This window comes from Flavobacterium frigidimaris (assembly GCF_002217275.1).
Lineage (GTDB): Bacteria > Bacteroidota > Bacteroidia > Flavobacteriales > Flavobacteriaceae > Flavobacterium > Flavobacterium aquidurense.
Window position 1 is genome coordinate 73,331 of the sequence record NZ_MUGV01000015.1, and the last position, 20,232, is coordinate 93,562.

Genomic DNA, 20,232 nt, shown 5'->3' on the forward strand with positions numbered 1-20,232 from the left:
TATTATGACCAAAAAATTACTAATTCTGCTATTTTTTTTAGGTTCATTTCTTTTGCATGCACAGAACTTAGTTTGGAAAACAACTATGACTGATGCAGTTGCTGCAGGTATGGAACAAAAAAAACCGCTCCTAATATATTTTACGATTGAAGGTGCGCCACAAAAAATTCAAACTGAAATATTTAATACCCCAGATTTTGCAGTTTGGTCGCGAGACAATGTTATTTTAGTAAAACTTGATTTGTCAGATCCTAAGATATCAGATGCTGAAAGAGAGCAAAATGTTAAGTTAAAAGGCGCGTTTGGTGTCGATGAATTACCTCAGGTATGTTTTACGATCGGTTCTGTTAGAAGAGAGAAAACTACTTTCAATTTATTAGGTAAACTTCCTTACAGACCCGGAGGTGCAATTCCGTGGCTAAAACAGTCAAATCTTATTTTGAATCCGGAACAATAATTTTCAATTTAATTTGTAGAATCCTTTTTCGCTTGTAGAGTGAAAAAGGATTCTTTTTTTATGGCAGGATGTTTTCCAGTATTGCTGAAATGAATAGGTATTAGAACCGTCTGCTATAACTATTTTTGGTTGTAAATCTTCTAATATACGATCTAAGTTAATTTTTGGAGAAGCTGTCAATAAAAGAATATCTGGCTTAACTTTTTTTTCATAGATACCGGAGCTGTCAATCAATAAAATTTTCTTCCCATTAAAAAATAAGATGTTTTTAATTTTATTTGTCGATTTCAAAACTCCAAAATTGGCAACTAAATAAGTTTGCAAAACATCGTTTTTTGATTGTTTTTCTGAAGCGGCATTACTTGTGAAAAGTGTAATGCTTCTGCCAATTCTTTCCGTGATAATTGTTTTTTTCTTGACATGATATACAATTAATTCGTGCTTACTTTCAATTTCTTTTTTGGTTTGAATAAGTGAAAGCTGAACAAGAATTGTTGTTGTTAGGACAATTATAAATTTATTGTAATTAGGTTTTTTAAACCAGATAATGCTTGCAATTAGAAATAAGTAAAAAGAAATTAAGTGGTAAAAATTAAAACTAATGTTTTTAATTACAAAGGATTCGAATGAAGCTATATAATGAATAATTTGATTTAAAAGATAAATGCTTTTCTCAAAAACTTGAATTAGAATTAAAGGACAACTTGTGAACACAGAGATTAGCATAACGATAATACCAATTATCATAATAAAAGACAATACAGGTAAAATTAAAATATTGGTTACGAAAAAAAGGGCTGGAAATTGATGAAAATAATACAGACAAATTGGAAATGTACCAATCTGAGCTGCAAATGAAACTGTTAATGCTTCCCATAGATATTTGACGATTTTATTTTTTGGAAGCCAGCTATTTTTTAATAGTGGCTGCAACCAAAGGATAGAAAATAATGCGATATAACTCAATTGAAATCCTGCATCAAATAAAAAATAAGGTTCAAAAAGTAATAGCAATAAAATAGAAACCAATAAAGTATGATAGGTGTTGCTGTTTCTATGCAGATGATTTCCTGTTGCTAAAAACGAAAACATGACTACAGATCGTAATACTGGGGGAGAAAGCCCAGAAACAATTGCGAATAGTACTAATGAAATAATAATGGTAATTAATTTTATAAGTGAGCCTTTTTTAGTGTTCGGAATTGGTTTCAGCATAAATGATATAAATAACATGATGAAACCAACATGCAATCCTGAAACGGATAAGACATGCGTAACTCCTGAATATTGATAATCTTGTTTTATCTCAGATGAAATTTCTTGTTTCTGACCTAAAATTAAAGCCAGTGCAACATTCATTTCGGTTGTATTGAATTTTGCTTTCTCCAGGTTATGAATAATTCTTGCCTGTAAAGAAGAAGTATAAAACCATATGTCTTTCCTGATCTTTTTGTCAACAACGATAGCTGCTTTTGAAACATAAATCTGGGCATAAATTTGTTTGTTGTCCAGATAGTTGCTGTAATCAAATTGATCAGGATTTTTTGGCAGACTATTGTGTTGCAAAACTGTAGTTACACGAATACTATTTCCAGCAAATAAAGAATTTTTAATACTATCCCTGACTATGTTTATGATTATTCTGCCTGTATAATATTTAGTATCAATGCAATTTATGAAACCAATGTATCGATCATTATAAGCATTGCTTTTTAGTTTTTCCTTTATCGTGATATTGATATGATGTGGCTCCTTAAAAGCATTTTTAAAATGGATATAATTTGAGTTTTGAAGAGAGTTGGTGTTAATGGCTAATGCGATCATACCAATGCAAAACGAAGTATAATAAGTGCTTAATCCGAAAAAGAGATTCAGTTTTTTGTTCTTTTTTGATAAGAAATAAAAGATTGAAAGAAGTATAAATCCACTAAAAAGATATAGCAGGGAACTTAGAATTTGAGGTAGCCAAAAAGACGCAGCCAGAATGCCAAAAACAAAACTAAAAGTTATTTTAGTCAACGGAAAATCTAATACTTTCATTTTTTAAAAGTATTAAAAATTTGTAAGAAAAATAATATTTTTATTAAATAATATTACTCTACGATTCTGTTGATCTGGGCAAAAGAATTTTTGTAATACGGCTCTTTTGTTGATGAAATTATAACGCCCTTTGAAGTGGAGGAATGCACAAATTTTATTTCGTCTGGCTTTACCTCGGTAATTAATCCAACATGATTGATTTGTTTGCTTTTATTTGTCTTGAAGAAGATTAAATCGCCTTTTTGAGCATCATCAATATTGATTATTTTTCCAATTTTAGATTGCTCATAAGAACTTCTTGGGAGTTTTATGTTTTCAGATTCGAAAGAAGTATATACTAATCCCGAACAATCAAATCCGCTTTTTGTAGTTCCCCCGGCTTTGTATTTTACTCCAATATTATCAGTTGCATTCTCAATTAAGTGATTGACAATATGTTTGTTTTCCCGCTTTGTGTCTTTCGTGTCTTTATTGCTTACAGCAGTTGAAGTTGATTTACAAGATGTAAAAACGGCAGTTAATAGAAGAAAGATGAGTATTCTTTTCAAAACAAGAAATATTTAAGGTTGCTTTAAATCGGCTACAATTAATTTAGCCGTTTTTTTACTGGCACCAACTCCGCCTAATTTTTGCTCTAAAATATCATAATTTTTAAGCAGTTTTTCACGATACTGAGGTTCAAGTAATTTTTGAAGTTCCTCTTTGATTCGTTTGGTGTTGCAGTCTGCCTGAATTAATTCGGTTACAACTTCCTGATCCATAATTAAATTGACCAAAGAAATATATTTTAACGTAATAATGCGTTTTGCGATTTGATAAGAGATATTGCTTCCTTTATAACAAACTACTTCAGGAACTTTAAAAAGAGCAGTTTCCAATGTTGCTGTTCCTGATGTTACTAATGCTGCTGTTGAGGAACGTAATAAATCGTAAGTTTTATTCGAAACAAATGCGATATTTTCGTTAGAAATAAATTGTTTGTAAAACTCATATTCCTGGCTTGGTGCACCAGCAATGACAAATTCATAATTTTTAAAATCATCAACAACGCTCAACATTACACTAAGCATTTTGGTAATTTCCTGTTTGCGGCTTCCTGGTAAAAGTGCAATAATAGGTTTATCTCCCAATTGGTTTTCTTTTCTGAAAACGGCTTCGTCAAAAGGAGGCTGATTCTCAATAGCATCGATTAATGGATGCCCAACAAAGTCTACCGGAAAATGATGTTTGTCTTCATAAAAACTTTTTTCAAAAGGCAAAATCACAAACATTTTATCGACATCTTGTTTGATGGCTTTGATTCTGTTTTCTTTCCAGGCCCAAATTTGAGGTGAAATATAGTAATGTGTTTTGTAATTCAGTTCCTTGGCCCATTTTGCAATACGCATATTAAAACCCGGATAATCAATAAATATAATAACATCAGGTTTGAATTCTAAAATATCTTTTTTGCAAATAGTAATATTGCTTAAAATAGTTTTTAGATTAAAAACAACTTCAACAAAACCCATGAAAGCTAATTCACGATAGTGTTTTACTAAAGTTCCTCCGGTTTTTTGCATCAAATCACCTCCCCAAAATCTAATTTCGGCCTGAGGATCTTCCTCATACAATGCTTTCATTAAATTAGAACCATGTAAATCTCCAGAAGCTTCACCAGCTATGATGTAATATTTCATATGAATTTTTTTGACAGTAGTTTCTGTTTTAAGACAGAAATTATTTTTGCAATGCAAAGATAAGATTTAAATAAATAAAGTTGAAATTGCCAGAACAATCACAGCCAAAACAACTCCACGTGCCATCAGTTCTTTATTTTTTTTAAGTAAAATAAGAAAAACGGCAAGATCTAAAAGAGTACCTAAAGTGATTATCTTTCCTAAATAACCATAGTGTTTTATGGTTTGAATTCCGGATGAAATATCAAAAGTGGTAAAGAATGCGACAAACAAATAACTGCCAAGAAGAGCAGTAAAAATTCCGATAATAAAACCAATAATAATGTCTTTTTTATTCATTTAATTTCCATGTATTAAGTTGTTGCATAGTATGATGGGCTGTTAAATCAAATTGTACAGGAACGACTGAGATGTAGCCATTTTCGAGAGCCCATTCATCAGTATCTTCGCCTTTATCTTCGTTGGTGAATTTTCCTGTAAGCCAATAATAATCCTTTCCGTAGGGGGTTTGACGTTTGTCAAATTTTTGGGCATAGTAAGCTTTCGCCTGACGACAAATTTTTATACCCTTAATTTCTTTTTCTTTTAATTTCGGAAAATTTACATTTAATACTACTCCGGCCGGAAGTTTATTTGCCAGGGTTTCGAGGGTGATTTTTTTAACAAAGGATTTAATCGGTTCAAAATCGGCATTCCAGTCAAAATCTAATAAAGAAAAACCAATAGCCTGTATGCCTTCAATTCCTGCCTCAACCGCGGCGCTCATTGTTCCTGAATAAATTACATTTATAGAAGAGTTTGAGCCATGATTTATTCCTGATACACAGAGATCGGGTTTTCTATGCAGGATTTCATTTACGGCCAGTTTTACACAATCTACAGGCGTTCCGGAACAACTATATTGCGTAACAGGATCATTTTCTTTTGAAATTTTATCAAGAAATAGTGTGTTATTAATGGTTATAGCGTGTCCCATTGCGCTTTGAGGTTTGTCTGGAGCAACAACAACTACCTCACCAATAGTTTCCATGACACTAATCAAAGCTCTGATTCCGGGCGCCAGAATTCCGTCGTCATTAGTAACTAATATTAAAGGTTTTTCATTTTTCATGCCCAGATGTTATTTATGAATTGTCAAAATTAAAGCTTGTTAAAGCAAATGTAGTAACAGATTTTGGTAGATTACTAACAAATAAATAAAAATTGTCAACTAAATTAAAGAACGTTTTCGTGCATTAAACATTTTTATATCTTTAACAAAAAATTATAGTGAACTTGGCTGTCTTGGCATAGTTTTTACCGTAACTTAGATTAAAAAATTGATGAATGCTATTATTAAATTTATGAAAAGAAATTATAAAATACTTATAGCCGTATTATGCTTGTCATTGACTTTATTTGCTTTTAAAATAAATGCAGATAAGTCAGAAGATCCGGACCCAAATAGAGATAAAACACTTTTAGAATTACTTGCATTTGTTATTGAAAAAGGACATTATAGTCCGGCAGAAATAAATGACGAGTTCTCTAAAGGAATTTTTAAGGACTATATTGACGCTTTAGATCCTTCAAAAAGGTTCTTTTTACAGTCTGATATTGATGAATTTAAACAATATGAACTGCAATTAGATGACCAGTTTTTGAATAAAGATCTTACTTTTTTCAATTTGACTTATACCAGATTGATGAAGAGAATGGAAGAAAGCAAAAAACGTTATAAAACGATTTTGGCACAACCTTTCAATTATAACGTTGATGAAACATTTAATTCAGATTACGAGCATATTCCTTATGCTAAAAATACTGTCGAAATCAATGAAAGATGGAGAAAACAGATCAAATTATCTACACTTTCATCTTTAGTTACCAAGCAAAAACTAGAGGAAGATAAAAAGAAAACGGATCCTGCTTATAAAGCAAAATCTTTTGAAACTTTAGAAAAAGAAACGCGTGAGAGTTCTTTAAAATCTTTAGATGATAATTTCAGTTTAATTAAAGATTTGAATAAAGAAGATTGGTTTTCTGTTTATGTAAATTCGATCATGACCCGTTTTGATCCTCATACAAGCTATTTTGCACCGGAAGAAAAAGATCGTTTTGATGTTAATATCAGTGGAAAATTAGAAGGAATCGGGGCGAGGTTAACTAAGAAAAATGATTTTACTCAAATTGACGAGTTGATTTCTGGTGGACCGGCATGGAAAGGAAAACAACTTGAAGCTGGAGATTTAATTTTGAAAGTAGCACAAGGAAACGAGGAGCCTGTAGATGTTGTAGGTATGCGTTTGGATGATGTTGTGAAAAAAATTAAAGGGCACAAAGGAACCGAAGTAAAACTTACAGTTAAAAAAGTAGACGGTACTATTAAAGTAATTTCAATTATCAGAGATGTGGTTGAAATTGAGGAGACATATGCTAAATCAAGTATTGTAGAGAGAAACGGATTGAAATACGGCGTTATTTATTTGCCTAAATTCTACATTGATTTCGAAAATAAAGATGGGCGTGATGCCGGAAAAGACATTGCTCTGGAAGTAGAGAGATTGAAAAAAGAAGACATCAATGGTATTGTACTTGATGTTCGTGATGATGGTGGTGGATCTTTATCTACAGTAGTTGATATTGCAGGTTTATTTATTGAAGAAGGACCAATTGTTCAGGTAAAATCTGCTGGTAAAAAGAAAGAAGTTTTATACGATAAAGATAAAAAAATCGAATGGGACGGACCATTAGTAATTATGGTAAACAGTTTCTCAGCTTCGGCGTCAGAGATTTTGGCTGCTGCAATTCAGGATTACAAACGTGGAGTAATTATTGGAAGTAAACAAACTTACGGAAAAGGTACAGTGCAAAACGTTTTAGATTTAAATCAATTTGTTCGTAATGCAAATTATGGCGATTTAGGTGCTTTGAAAATTACAGGACAAAAGTTTTACAGAATCAACGGAGGGTCTACTCAGTTAGAAGGTGTTCATAGTGATGTGGTAATGCCAGATCGTTATGCTTACTTAAAAATGGGTGAACGCGATATTGATAATGCAATGCCATGGGATAAAATTGATCCGGCAGATTATAATATTTGGACTTCAAATGAGAAATTTAATCAGGCAATTGCAAATAGTAGAAATAGAATTGCAGGAAATGCCCAGTTTAAACTAATTGAAGATAATGCGAAGTGGATTGATGTTAAAAACAAGGAAAATACGTATAGTCTAAACATCACTAGCTTTAAAGCGACTCAGGAACAAGTTGAAAATGAAGGTAAAAAATATAAACCAATTGCAGATTACAAAAATGATCTGGTTTTTAAATCATTGCCTTACGAAGAGCTTGAAATGAATAACGATGCTACTTTAAAAGAAAAAAGAGAAGCTTGGCATCAGGCATTGGCTAAAGACGTTTATGTAGAAGAAGCATTAAATGTTTTAGATGATTTGCAAACTAAAGGTTATGTGAAAAATGCGGTTACTCCTAAAATGAAAAAAGATAAATTAGTGAAATCTTAATTTTAGAAAAGATATTTGTTGTTAAACGCTCCTGAAAATTTTATTTTTTGGAGCGTTTTTTTTGTAAGTTTAATAAACTAAAGATAGTGTGTAGATGAGAAATTGTTTTTTATTAGGTTTGATTGTTTTGATGTCTGTTTCCTGTAAAAAAGAAATGCCAGAAAGAAATGCCAATAAGGATTTAAAAGAGACGGAATCCAATTTTGTATCGAATGAAACCTATGCAGATTCAATTTATACTTTTGCTTATTTACCAACTTCAACAACCAAACAAATTGTAAAGCATAGATATTATACACTTTCATACAATGAAAAATTCGAACAGGCCGAATGGGTCGCCTATGAATTAAAGAGAGAATATCTTAAAAATAATGATTACAAAAGACCTTATTTTATAGAAGATCCCATGGTAACAACAGGTTCTGCTGATTGGAGAAACTATAAAAAATCTGGTTATGACAAAGGCCATCTTTGCCCTGCAGGCGATATGGAGTTTAGTAATGATGCTTATAATGATACATTTTATACTTCAAATATTTCACCACAAAAGCATGATTTTAATAGTGGAATCTGGAATAGATTAGAGCAGAAAACACGGTATTGGGCCGAAAAGTATAATGACATATATGTTGTAACAGGTGGAATTCTGAATGATTCAGACAGAAAAATAGGGACAGAAAAAGTTGCTGTCCCTAACTATTTTTATAAAATTATTTTGGCTAAATCAGGAAAGGAGCATAAAGCAATTGCTTTTTTGGTTCCGAATGAAGATAGTGATAAGTCACTTTATGAGTTTGTAGTTTCAATTGAAACTTTGGAAAAAATGACCGGAATTGATTTCTTCCCGAATTTAAAAAACTTAAAAAGTAGTAAGAGCTTTTAATTCAGCAATAGTTTGTGTTGGGTTTTCGGCTTTAAATACAAAGCTTCCGGCAACTAAAACATCAGCTCCGGCTTCTGCTAATTGTTTTGCATTTTTGCTTGTTACGCCACCATCAATTTCAATAATAGTCGATGCATTTTTACGAGTAATCAAAGCTTTTAGTTTCTCTACTTTAGTATAAGTGTTTTCAATGAACGACTGCCCTCCAAAACCAGGATTTACACTCATGATAAGTACTAAGTCAATGTCGTTGATTACATCTTCTAATAAATCAATATTAGTATGAGGGTTGATTGCTACTCCCGCTTTCATTCCTTCCGCTTTAATAGCTTGCAAGGTTCTGTGCAAGTGCGTACAAGCTTCATAATGTACAGTTAGTATATTAGCTCCTAAATCTGCAAAAGTTTTAATATAGCGATCCGGATCAATGATCATTAAATGTACATCAATTGTTTTTTTAGCATGTCTTGAAATCGCTTCTAAAACTGGCATTCCAAAAGAGATATTCGGAACAAAAACTCCGTCCATAATGTCAATATGAAACCAATCAGCCTGACTGTTATTGATCATTTCGATATCACGTTGTAAATTGGCAAAATCAGCTGCAAGAACAGAAGGAGCAATAAGTGTATTCTTCATTTTTTGTAGTTGTGTGTTATTTTGCAAAGATAAATTTTTAACCGCAAAGTTCGCAAAGGTTTTCGCAAAGTTTACTCAACCACAAAGGCTATAAAGGTTATACAAAGTTTGCAAAGAATTTTCGTAAGTTTTGTTAAAAAAGCTAAGTTCACAAAGCTTTGCGAACTCTGTAGTTTTCAACATTCCAAAAGATAAAAAAATCTTTGTGCACTTTGTGGTAAAAAAATCCAACCCAATAATAAATAAAAAACTCCGGTAATCAGCCGGAGTTTCAATCATCAATCAAAAAACGAACAGTCAATCAAACTGTTGTTTGCTTTACGGTCCAATATAGGCAGTTTCGCAATAAATTCCAAATTCCAATAAAATAATTGGGATTTGGAATTTCTAATATTGGATTTTGTGGGTTTTTATCCCAAATAAGTTTTAAGAATTTTACTTCTTGAAGTATGTTTTAATCTACGGATTGCTTTTTCTTTAATCTGACGTACACGTTCACGGGTTAAGTCAAAAGTTTCTCCAATTTCTTCTAATGTCATTGGGTGCTGATCACCAAGACCAAAGTACAAACGAACTACATCAGCTTCTCTAGGAGTTAATGTTTCTAATGAACGTTCAATTTCAGTACGTAATGATTCGTGAATTAATTCTCTGTCCGGGTTTGGAGATTCTCCAGAACGTAAAACGTCATAAAGGTTAGAATCTTCTCCTTCAACAAGAGGGGCATCCATTGATAAGTGACGACCAGAGTTTTTCATAGACTCTTTAACGTCGTTTACAGTCATGTCAAGTTCTTTTGCAATTTCTTCAGCAGAAGGCGGACGCTCATTAGATTGCTCTAATAACGCATACATTTTGTTGATTTTATTGATAGAACCAATTTTGTTTAATGGTAAACGAACAATACGCGATTGTTCAGCCAAAGCCTGAAGGATCGATTGACGAATCCACCAAACTGCGTAAGAGATAAATTTGAAACCACGTGTTTCATCAAAACGTTGAGCCGCTTTAATTAAACCTAAGTTTCCTTCGTTAATTAAATCGGGAAGCGTTAATCCTTGATTTTGATATTGTTTAGCAACCGATACTACGAAACGTAGGTTGGCTTTTGTAAGTTTTTCTAAAGCTCTTTGATCACCAGCCTTTATTCTTTGTGCTAATTCTACCTCTTCATCAGCGGTAATTAGGTCAACTTTTCCGATTTCTTGTAGATATTTATCTAACGATGCAGTTTCACGATTAGTTACCTGCTTGGTGATTTTAAGTTGTCTCATTTTCTTGTCTCCTTATTTTTAAAGTGTACAAATGGTTATACGTAAGAAGTTTCAAAAAAGTTACAACAATTATATAAAAAAATAAAAAAGATCCGTTTTCAACATGCTGAAGCGGATCTTTTATTTTAAGTTTTTAGGTTTTAATTTGAGATTAAATCCTGTATTTCAATGTTTTCTTTTATGAAAACAGGTTTTCCATTGGCCGAAAATCCTTCTAAAATTATTTCATATTTTCCAGAAACATCAGATGCATAAAATGTGATTTTAGAATCTGAATTAGCCAAATCAACTTTTGGCAGCCACAGTAATTGATGTCTGTAATCTGGAATTCTGGAATCTTTATTGTTTGCGTAATCAGGTTGAAAGTATTCTTTTTTATACTGAGGTCTTAAAAGTTCTGGTCTAATTATAAAATTACCTTTAAGATTAGTGTCAAAATCTCCATTTTTGGTTGTGAAATCAACAATTCCGTTGAATGATTTTGAGCCATAATAATAAAGTCCTTTTACAACATTTACTTTATCAATGTTTTTAGGATTATAAGTGAATAATTCATTTACATTTTCAATAAATAACCCATCAACAATGATTAAAGCTGGTATGGAAGATTCATAATTAGGGTCATAATCATAAACATGAATAGAATAATTATTATTTTCTTTTTTGAAATAAACGCCGGCTACTACTTCCGTGATTGTTTCTGCCATTGTTGGAAATCTTGTAAAGGCATCCAATTTAAATTCTTTAGACAAAGTGCCATAAAAAGGTGTACTATTGATAGGGACTATTGTGCTGTCTTTCTTTTTTGTATAATAGGCATTTTCGATTTGTGTAGCAACTAGTCGCTCAGTTACGTTGTTTACAAAGTCTGAATTGAATTCAACGGTAGGAAATGTTAAGCCCGAGACGTCTATGTCTTTTAACTGGTCAATTGTTAGGGTATATTCTTCTTTATTATCTTCAATTACCTGAACAATAATATTTGAATTTGGATTGGGTTCTTCCAGATTAAATAGAAATATTCCCTGATCATCAGTTTTGGTTATCTTTAGATCATTTTTCTTGCCTACGATAGATAGTGCAACTTTTTTGTTTTTAATTTCTAAAGTATTTGAAGATAATTTCCCACTAATAATTTCTCCACGCAATTCTGGCAGAGTAGCATTAATTCCACTTATTTCAGTATTGAGTTTTCCGGTTAGATTTTCATCTAATACTTCTTTGAAATTTTTTTTCTTTTGAGATAAAAAACCATCTGTTTTTCTAACAGATACTACATAATTTCCCTTAGCAAACTCATCAGAACTGGTGTTAATTTTAAATTCGATTTTGTCTCTGCTTTTAAATATTTTGTTTTTTAAATCAAAAGAGATATTCTCATTCGTTACAACTTCTGATTGTAAAGTTTTCTGAGAAATAACATTGTTTGATTTTTCTTTATAAGGGTTAAATATGAAAACGTCAAGATTAAAGTAAGCCGAAGCATTTTTATTTAACATCCAACTAGTATAACCAACGATCTTGTAGCTTCCTGTTTCTAATGTAGTCGGAATAAAAAAGTCGCCATTCGCAACTCCGTTATCAAGAAATAATTTGTGAGTAAAAACAGTTTTCTTGTTGCTGTCGATTAATTTTAGATAGGCTACTTTGGTATATTTTGACGGAATGTTTGTTGCATTGTTTACACAGAAAAACTTATAGAGTAAAGTTTCTCCGGTTAAGAATGAATTGCCATTTGTACTAACGTAAATTGACTCATTTAGTTTTTTGTCAATGTCATTCAGTTCGGTTATAGAATTGTTTTTCTGAGCAAAAGAAATTTGCTGAAAACTTACTATGAAAGTTATAACTAGTATATATTTTAATCTATCCAAAATGGTGGTTTTATATTTGATGAAAATGACGTGCAATCTCCGCATTCTATAGGGTACAATAAGTAAAGTGAACCGTCATTTGGAAAAAAGACTTTGATTTTTGTTTTGATATATTCTACTATTAAATTTCCCTGACAGCCTGCATTTGGATTCGTTGAAAAGCAATAATTGAAAAAATATTGGCCAAGATCTATCTCTGGGATGTCTGTAGGACAATCATATGGATATGGTGGTTTCGTTATAGTAAAAAGATCTGTATAGGTGAAAAATAATCTTTTTTCAGAATAAGACGATACATCAAAGTAACCTATAACTTTTTCTGAAGGATTATCTACAGATTTAATATTTCCATAAAAGAATCCCGGTTGTGTTTGAGATAAAATACTTCCATTATTGGATATTTCTTTTAGTGTTTCAGAAAAAGTATGAGCAGCCAAACTTTGAACATATTGTTTTACTAAAATACTATATCTGTTTCTTATGAAATTATCTGTACTGGGAATAAATCTCACAGGAAAATTAGTTACTTTATCTTCTGCTAAATTACTGGTACTTGTTAGTAACAAGGTGTTTGATTTTTCTGTTGTATAGCAAATTCTGGCTTCAGTTGTTCTTGGTTGAAAACTTACAGTTCCATTATTTGCAACTAATTGTTGTTTGTACCATTTTGGTGCAATTATTTGAGACGTCTCTTCATATTCATATCTGTAATATTTTGATGAATTAGTAGGGTCTGTGCTATTTACAGTAATTTCAGCTCCAAGAACTCCTTCTTTGGTAACCGCGGCAACGTTTACACTTTCAATCTGGGTTTGTTGCGGTAATTTTTCTGCACTTGAAATGTATGATCTCCCATCTTGTGTGCGAATATGTAATTCATAAGTTCTGCCTGTACTTGCCTGAAATTCATTTATTGAAGTATATGTTCCTGCATTTTCCTTAAAATCATATCTAGTTCCCTTGTCATCGGTTACAAAAACAACAGCTTTAGTTTCTGGTGTAGGTGTTTTTTCTTCAAGTTTATAGGTTCTTGTAAGTTTTACTTCCTGTGTTTTCAATTGATCAGTTATAGTCGCTTCTATTGTAATAACATCGTCGAAACCATTAGTTTGATATTCATATGGGGTGGTACACCCAACGATTGTTGAGAGTATTGATAGGGTAAGAAATCGGAGAAATATTGTTTTCATAATCCTTAAAATTTAAAATTATAAGTAATAGTAGGTATCGGAACTGCAAAAATGGAGGTCTGATAGGCTTTTATCTGTCCTTCTTTTGTTACGAAAAAGATGGAGTATGGATTATTTCTGCCTAATACATTGTAGATTGAAATATTCCAGAAACTATGTGCTAATTTTTTTATTTTATGATTTCCTTCAATGTTAAGTCCTATATCAAGTCTGTAATAATCGGGTATTCGGTATTTATTTCGGTCGCTATACATAGTGTATTCAGCACCTTGATAATAATATTTACCAATTGGATACGTAACGGGTCTTCCGGTTTGATATACAAAATTAGAAGAAAAACTATAGCGATGGGTGAATTTATAATTCATAACAATGCTAAAGTCGTGTGGTTTATCAAAATTAGTTGGAAAATACTCTCCATTGTTTACTTTTTCATCATTAAACTGGCTGTCTAATTTTATAAATGCTCTTGAATAAGTATATCCAATCCATCCGTTAAGTCTTCCGTTTGGCTTCTTTAGTAAAAACTCAACTCCATATGCCTTTCCGTCTCCCTGTAATAATTCAGTTTCTAAATCTTGATTTAAGAGAATATTGGCACCTACTTTATAATCTAAAATGTTTTTAGAAGTTTTATAATATCCTTCTAAGCTTAGCTCAATATCTTTATATTCTAATTTTTTGAAAACGCCCAGAGAATATTGCAGCCCGCTTTGAGGTTTTACATTCAAATCAGATAATTTCCAGGTATCGGTTGGTGATTGCGTTGTATTGGTTGTCAGTAAATGAATATATTGGTAGTTTTTGTCGAATCCGGCTTTTACAAATAAACTTTCATCAAAAATATAGCGCAAACCAATTCGAGGCTCAAAGCCACCTGAGGTATTAATTACGTCGTTATTGCCATATGTTTTTTCTTCAACTACCGTTGAAGGAGTCATAGGAACACCATCTTCATAAATTTTTTGCGTCGATGGACCTAAAGCCGCATATAAGGAATATCGGGCTCCAATATCTAATAATAACTTCTCGGTTATGGTAAATTTATCAGAGAAAAATACTGCCGATTCTAAACCTTTTTCATCATCAACTTTTTTAGGACTGACAATGGAAGCTGCACCATTTGGATTTAATTCTCCCGGACTAACGTTGTACAATTTGCTTTCGATTCCATAAGTAAATTTATGGTTTTCATTCAATTCGGTATTGAATTTCAAATCTACCTTAGTTTCATTTATTTTAAATTTAAACAGAAATGATTCAGGATTAGCTGATTCGTAGTTAATGCTGAATTTATAACCACTGTTGGTAAAGTTTAATTCGCTTCTGTTTTTTTCGTTAAACGCATGTTTCCATTTCAAAGAAACAAGACTGTTGCTGTATTTATAAATAGAATCAGGAGTAATACTGTAAGCGTCTTTACTGTAATATCCGGTTCCTTCTACTGAATTATTTTTGTTTATTTTGTGACTGTATTTTGCAAATAAATCATAAAAAGAAGCCTGACTATTTTTTAGGTCTTCGTCATCCAATTGCTTTAAAATCCAATCTGAATAGGTGGCTCTTCCACCTACTAATAAACTGGCTTTGTCTTTTACAATAGGAATTGAAACAGTAAGATTGCTGGTTACAGGGCCTATTCCTCCTTCTCCGGAAATTTTTTCGGTATTTCCATTTTTAGAAACAATATCAAAAACTGATGATAATCTACCTCCAAATTCTGGTGGAATTCCTCCTTTATAAATGTCAACTTTATTTATTGTATAAGGATTCACAGATGAGAAAAACCCAAAAAGATGAGTAGGGTTGTAGATCGTTGCGTTATCCAATAATATTAAATTCTGATCTTCTTTTCCTCCTCTGACATTAAATCCTGAAGAACCTTCACCGGCAGTTTTTATCCCCGGAATAGTTAATGCCACTTTAAAAATATCCCGTTCTCCCAGTACTAAAGGAATGTTTTTAATTCCTTCGGCCTCGATTGTGGTAACACCAGTAATGGCTGTTCTTACATTTTGACTGTCTTTTCCTTTTACTAAGACTTCATCTAATTGATTTATTTTTTCAATTATCGAAAAATCCAAAGTACCATTACTGTAAATCATAATTTTTCGAGAAGCGCTATTATGAAATATCGATTCAATTTCTATTGTACTAAGACCAGTGGGAAGTTTTAAGCTATAAAATCCTTCGGCATTGGTAATAGTTGAACTGGTTGTGTTTTTTGCTTTAACGGTAATATCTGCCAGGGGCTTTCCATCTTTTAAGTCAGTAATGTGACCAGAAAGTGTATAAAGTTCTGTATCTGAATCTAATGTCTCTTTACCAATTAATGCAATTGGAGCGATTGCTTCTGATTTGTTTTTTTTGACAGAATCATATTGCTGAAAAAAGATTGGTGCATTAGAATCTTTCGTTCCATTACTTGGTAATTTGCTGTAAACAATACTGTTTTTTGTTAGGATGATTCTATTTCTGTCTATAAAAAAGTTAAGATCGGTGTCTTCTAAAACTTTTGATAATAATTCTTCAATAGTTTTATTTGAGTAGTCTCCTGAAATTAAAACAGTAGGATCGAACCAATCGTCCTGAAAATAAATTTTGTAATTGGTAGAGGTCTCAATTTTTTTTAAAGCATCTGTTCTGCTGATATTGCTGTAATTAATGCTAAATGTATTTTTTTGAACTTGTGAATACATTAATTGATTAAAACCGAAAAATAATAGAAGGATTGTGAATATTCTCATTTGAATGATTTCTGCAAATTTTAATTATTAATGTATTTGATAAGGTTTTTCATAAATAGAGAAGGATTATCTTTTCTCAGGTCTCTATTCATAAGATAGAAATCATTTATTTTTCTTTTACTGTCTGGAAACAGTGTGATGATTTCTTTTTTTTCACTTATCAAATTATACTTGTTTTCTTTAAATAAGATAAACTCGTATTTTGGTACATAATCAATTAAATTAATTTCATCCTTAGTACTTTTCTTTTTTTCTTTATAATATTTAATATAAAGCGTAATGTTTTTTCCAATTACTACCTCTTCATAATACCCACCTTTAAAGATCGTTGTGTTTAAATCTTTAAGATTAGTAAATTTTTCAGTTCCAATAGTAAAAGTCTTTATATTGTCTTTAACAAGGTTGATTTTGGTTGTGTTCGTTTCATCGTAAGGTCTTAAGACCAATTCGTCATTATAGATGTCATATTTTAGAAATAAATCAAAATAAAATTGCCCATCGTAATTAATGTTTCCTTTTCTGAATTCATCAATTAGGTAACGATTTTGATTTGGAGCAGTTTTGTCAAAATTTAAATGTGCTAATCCATTTTTGAAATCTAAAGATTCTAAACCTAAATTTTTATCGAACCAATTATAGACTATAATTTCGTCATTTGTTTGGCTATAAGAGGAGCAAATATTTAAGAATAATCCAAATAAAACAAGGAAAAAAGTTTTTTGCTGATGATTTTTCAAAGGATTGGTCGTTTTAGTTTTGTTTTTGGCTGATTTCAAAAGTATTAAAAAAATGTTATAGATTATGTCTTCATATGTTAAAATGTAGTAATTTATTTGTTTTTATTAACGAAATACCTCAATTGAAATAAATAAATTAAGGTATTTTATGAATAAATCTTTTAAAATAAAACCTACCGCTCTTTTAATAACAAAAACGTTTGTTTTTAATTGGCGACTGCATTTTTTACTTCTATAGTTTCTTTTAGAGAAACAGGAATTCCTTTTTCTGTAAATCCTTCGAGGTTTATTTCATAAATTCCCGGAACATCAGAAGTGAAAAAAGAAACGGTATTTTCAGTTTTTTCCAGTTTCAATTCTGGTTCCCACAGCAATTGATATCTATAATCCGGAATTCTGCTGTATTTGGCTCTGTCTGCATAATCTTCTTTGAAGTATATAGTTTTGTTTTGAGGTCTTTGAATTTCAGACTTCAAAATATAATTTCCTTTTTCGTTACTTAAATAATCATTGTTTTTTGTAGTAATACTAATGATACCATTAAAAGCTTTTGGTCCATAAAGATAAATTCCTGGAACAATGCTGATTTTGTATATATTATCAGTTTTATAATCTTTTAATTCATTGGTGTTTTGAATTAATAATCCATCGACTAATACTAATGCTGGTTCTGAGAAATATTTCAAATCATAATTGATATCTCTCACATTTAGTGTGAAATTGTTGTTTTCTTCACGATAATATACTTCTGTAATTACCTCTGTAATCGTTTCTTTTAAACTTGGAAATTTTGTATAATCTTCAAGAACATAATCTTTTTCTAACGGATGATAAAAAGGAATTGCTTTGATGTTGCTTTGTACGCTATCTTTTTTGATAGGATAATAAGCATTCTCAATTTGGTTTGCAATTGATCTTTCTTCAATGCTTTTTTTATAATCAGCTGTAAGATTTACTTCATTTGTAAATTTCAATTCAGATAAATCATAACCTTTATCATTGTTCAGTTCTATTTTGTAATCACTTTTATCAGCTTCGACTACCTGAATAACAGCAGTTGAATTATTAGGGTTTTTATCTAAAATAAAATTGAATTTACCATCCGCATTCGTTTTGACAACTTTAAAAGCAAAATCGGTTCCGGGTATTGATAACGCTACGTCTTTTCCGGCAATTTGATTTGAGTCTTTTGTGTTTGTAATACTTCCAGATACCATTTCTCCTCTAAGCTCAGGCAAAAACAAGATACTATCATTAACCGTGTTTGCTAATTTATTGTCAGAATTAGATTTTGCAAACTCAAAAGAAGTCAATGGTTTTATACCAGGTAAATGGTCTACTTTTTTTACTGAAAGCGAAAAACTTCCTTTATTAATAGTAGAATTTGCTGCTTTTATTTTAAGTGAAATTTGATCTCTTTTTGTTGCTGTTTTTTTATCTACTTCTAAAATAAAAGATTCATCCTTTGATTGGTTTGCAAGGTTTTCTGCCTCAGAAATTTTTGTTTCTTTTTCGGGAGTGTTAGCATCTTTTTTAGAAATGTTGGTTTTATTTGATGAATAAGGATTTATTATAAAAAGATCTGTTTCAGAAACTTTTGAATCTTTTTTGTTTAACATCCAGTTTGTGTAGGCAATCAGTTTATAATTCCCTGTGCTAAATGTTGTTGGTATAAAAAAATCTCCTAATCCAGTTGCATTATCCAGATAGATTTTGTTCGTTAAAACGACTTGATTTTTATCATTAACAATTTCTACATGAGCTATTTTACTTATGCCACTTAAGTTATTATTTAATGGATTTAAACAATAAAACTTACAATGCAACGTCTCTCCGACAACTAAAGTTGTGGTGTTTAAATGAGCAAATATATTTTCGCTCGTCGCTTTACTTATAGTTTCATTTTTACTTAATGAACTATTCTGTGCCATAGCAGAATGAATTGCTATTAACATCACAATGCGTATTATTTTTTTTAATCTATCCAAAATAAAGGTTTAATGTTAGATGAAATTCTGGTACAATCTCCGCAAGGTGCAGGAACAAATATAACTGTTTGAAAGTTGTCTTGCTCTCCTAAATAGACTGACTCTGGCATTGGTGATTTAACCAGAGAATATATAGTAAAGCCTCCACAGCCTTTATAAGGCCAGCAATTTGATAATTCGATCGATTTACAGTCAACATAGAAAGGAGGATATGGGTCATTAACAAAAAGATCCCTAAAATTAAAAAAGATTCTTTTTGATGATACGGATGACACTTCAAAATAACCCACTACTTTCTCATCAGGATTGTCATCTGATTTTAAATTACCGTAATTAAAACCAGGCTGAACTTGCGAAAAAAGACTTGAAGAAGTAGAAAGACTTTTTAATGTATTGTAATAAGTGTACGATTCTGAATTTTGAATATATTGACGCACTATTATACTGTAACGCTCATTTAGAATAGGGCTTTTCATATCTATGAAACGAATTGGTAAATTGATACGATCTTCACTTGAACCTACTGTACTTAATAAAATTAAATCATCTGATTTTTTTGTTGTAAAGCAAGTCCTCGTTTCGCCTTCTCTTGGAACAATCAGATAATTCGGCTGTTCCGGATTAGGACTGGCAGGATCTATTTTGAGTTTATCAGGACTCCATGAGGGAGAGATCACTTTATAGGTTTCTTCATATTCGTATCTGTAAAACTTCGATTTCGCCTCTGGATCATAGCTACTAACTTCTATTTGTACTCCCTTAATGCCATCTATAGTTTGTACCTTAGGTTCTACCTGAACCTGGTTTACTGTTGTTAAAGTTTGTGCCGCAGAGGAGTACGATTTCCCATCTTTTGTAATAATATTTAAACGATACGATTTTCCTGGAATTGCCTGAAAATCATTTTTTGAAACGTAAAGACCTGAAAAATCTTCTAGTTCAAATTCAAAGGTGTTTTTATCACTGTCGGTTACATAAACGTGTGCCCCTTTTTCAAAAGTGGGTCCATCTTCTTCAAGACGATACGATCGGGTAATTTTTATTTCTTGTTTTTTTAATTCATTTGTAATATTTGCCTGAACGATCAGGATGCTTTCAAACGTAGAATTGTTTTGAAAAACATATTGTTCTGTACAACTGCCTGCAGAAAGACATAAAACTATTAAAACAAATGTTTTATATAAAAGTCTCAAAGGTCTGATTATAAGTTCCATTTAT

Annotated in this window: 16 protein-coding genes; 3 read left to right on the top strand and 13 right to left on the bottom strand. The window is 31.4% G+C overall.

Features of this window, described 5'->3' with window-relative positions:
• Window positions 1-4: 4 nt before the first annotated feature.
• Entirely contained in the window at window positions 5-457 is a 453-nt protein-coding gene (locus tag B0A65_RS07890) for a thioredoxin domain-containing protein (RefSeq protein WP_074660379.1), read from the top strand.
• A gap of 3 nt (window positions 458-460) precedes the next feature.
• Here B0A65_RS07890 and B0A65_RS07895 read toward each other — a convergent pair whose 3' ends face one another.
• The 5 genes from B0A65_RS07895 to surE all read right to left on the bottom strand — a co-directional run bounded on the left by B0A65_RS07895 (window position 461) and on the right by surE (window position 5,287).
• Window positions 461-2,497: a ComEC/Rec2 family competence protein gene (locus B0A65_RS07895; RefSeq protein ID WP_074660380.1), complete on the bottom strand. Its 2,037-nt coding sequence runs from the start codon at window positions 2,495-2,497 to the stop codon at window positions 461-463.
• Window positions 2,498-2,550: 53 nt separating this feature from the next.
• Complete coding sequence (locus tag B0A65_RS07900) at window positions 2,551-3,045, bottom strand: C40 family peptidase (protein ID WP_074660381.1); 495 nt, start codon at window positions 3,043-3,045, stop codon at window positions 2,551-2,553.
• A 12-nt stretch (window positions 3,046-3,057) separates the two neighbouring features.
• Window positions 3,058-4,176, bottom strand: coding sequence for a lipid-A-disaccharide synthase (lpxB, locus tag B0A65_RS07905; protein WP_074660382.1), 1,119 nt, complete (start codon window positions 4,174-4,176; stop codon window positions 3,058-3,060).
• 66 nt (window positions 4,177-4,242) lie between these two features.
• The gene (locus tag B0A65_RS07910; RefSeq protein ID WP_074660383.1) at window positions 4,243-4,515 is read right to left on the bottom strand and encodes a hypothetical protein; all 273 of its coding nucleotides are present in this window, start codon (window positions 4,513-4,515) and stop codon (window positions 4,243-4,245) included.
• Window positions 4,508-5,287 carry a 5'/3'-nucleotidase SurE gene (gene surE, locus B0A65_RS07915; RefSeq protein WP_074660384.1) on the bottom strand — a complete coding sequence of 260 codons (780 nt, stop codon included), beginning with the start codon at window positions 5,285-5,287 and terminating at the stop codon, window positions 4,508-4,510. Before surE ends, B0A65_RS07910 begins: the two co-directional genes overlap by 8 nt.
• 211 nt (window positions 5,288-5,498) lie before the next feature.
• On the opposite strand from surE, the gene B0A65_RS07920 reads away from it, so the two are divergent.
• Window positions 5,499-7,682 carry a carboxy terminal-processing peptidase gene (locus B0A65_RS07920; RefSeq protein WP_074660385.1) on the top strand — a complete coding sequence of 728 codons (2,184 nt, stop codon included), beginning with the start codon at window positions 5,499-5,501 and terminating at the stop codon, window positions 7,680-7,682.
• Between the two features lie 94 nt (window positions 7,683-7,776).
• The gene (locus tag B0A65_RS07925) at window positions 7,777-8,565 is read left to right on the top strand and encodes a DNA/RNA non-specific endonuclease (protein ID WP_074660386.1); all 789 of its coding nucleotides are present in this window, start codon (window positions 7,777-7,779) and stop codon (window positions 8,563-8,565) included.
• On the opposite strand, the gene rpe is transcribed toward B0A65_RS07925, so the two are convergent.
• The 8 genes from rpe to B0A65_RS07970 form a co-directional block, all read right to left on the bottom strand.
• Complete coding sequence (rpe, locus tag B0A65_RS07930; protein WP_074660387.1) at window positions 8,542-9,204, bottom strand: ribulose-phosphate 3-epimerase; 663 nt, start codon at window positions 9,202-9,204, stop codon at window positions 8,542-8,544. The genes B0A65_RS07925 and rpe overlap by 24 nt on opposite strands.
• Window positions 9,205-9,614: 410 nt before the next feature.
• On the bottom strand, window positions 9,615-10,478 hold the full coding sequence (locus B0A65_RS07940; RefSeq protein ID WP_007804760.1) for a sigma-70 family RNA polymerase sigma factor: 864 nt from the start codon (window positions 10,476-10,478) through the stop codon (window positions 9,615-9,617).
• A gap of 140 nt (window positions 10,479-10,618) precedes the next feature.
• The gene (locus tag B0A65_RS07945; RefSeq protein WP_074660389.1) at window positions 10,619-12,352 is read right to left on the bottom strand and encodes a hypothetical protein; all 1,734 of its coding nucleotides are present in this window, start codon (window positions 12,350-12,352) and stop codon (window positions 10,619-10,621) included.
• Entirely contained in the window at window positions 12,340-13,542 is a 1,203-nt protein-coding gene (locus tag B0A65_RS07950; protein WP_074660390.1) for a DUF4249 domain-containing protein, read from the bottom strand. Before B0A65_RS07950 ends, B0A65_RS07945 begins: the two co-directional genes overlap by 13 nt.
• Before the next feature lie 5 nt (window positions 13,543-13,547).
• A complete protein-coding gene (locus B0A65_RS07955; protein ID WP_074660391.1) occupies window positions 13,548-16,289 on the bottom strand; it encodes a TonB-dependent receptor in 2,742 nt (913 codons plus the stop codon).
• 20 nt (window positions 16,290-16,309) lie between these two features.
• Window positions 16,310-17,026 carry a hypothetical protein gene (locus tag B0A65_RS07960; RefSeq protein WP_074660580.1) on the bottom strand — a complete coding sequence of 239 codons (717 nt, stop codon included), beginning with the start codon at window positions 17,024-17,026 and terminating at the stop codon, window positions 16,310-16,312.
• Between the two features lie 206 nt (window positions 17,027-17,232).
• Entirely contained in the window at window positions 17,233-18,981 is a 1,749-nt protein-coding gene (locus B0A65_RS07965; protein WP_083370457.1) for a hypothetical protein, read from the bottom strand.
• A gap of 20 nt (window positions 18,982-19,001) precedes the next feature.
• Window positions 19,002-20,228 (bottom strand): DUF4249 domain-containing protein, encoded by a 1,227-nt coding sequence (locus B0A65_RS07970; RefSeq protein ID WP_074660393.1) that lies wholly within the window; start codon window positions 20,226-20,228, stop codon window positions 19,002-19,004.
• Between the last annotated feature and the right edge of the window lie 4 nt (window positions 20,229-20,232).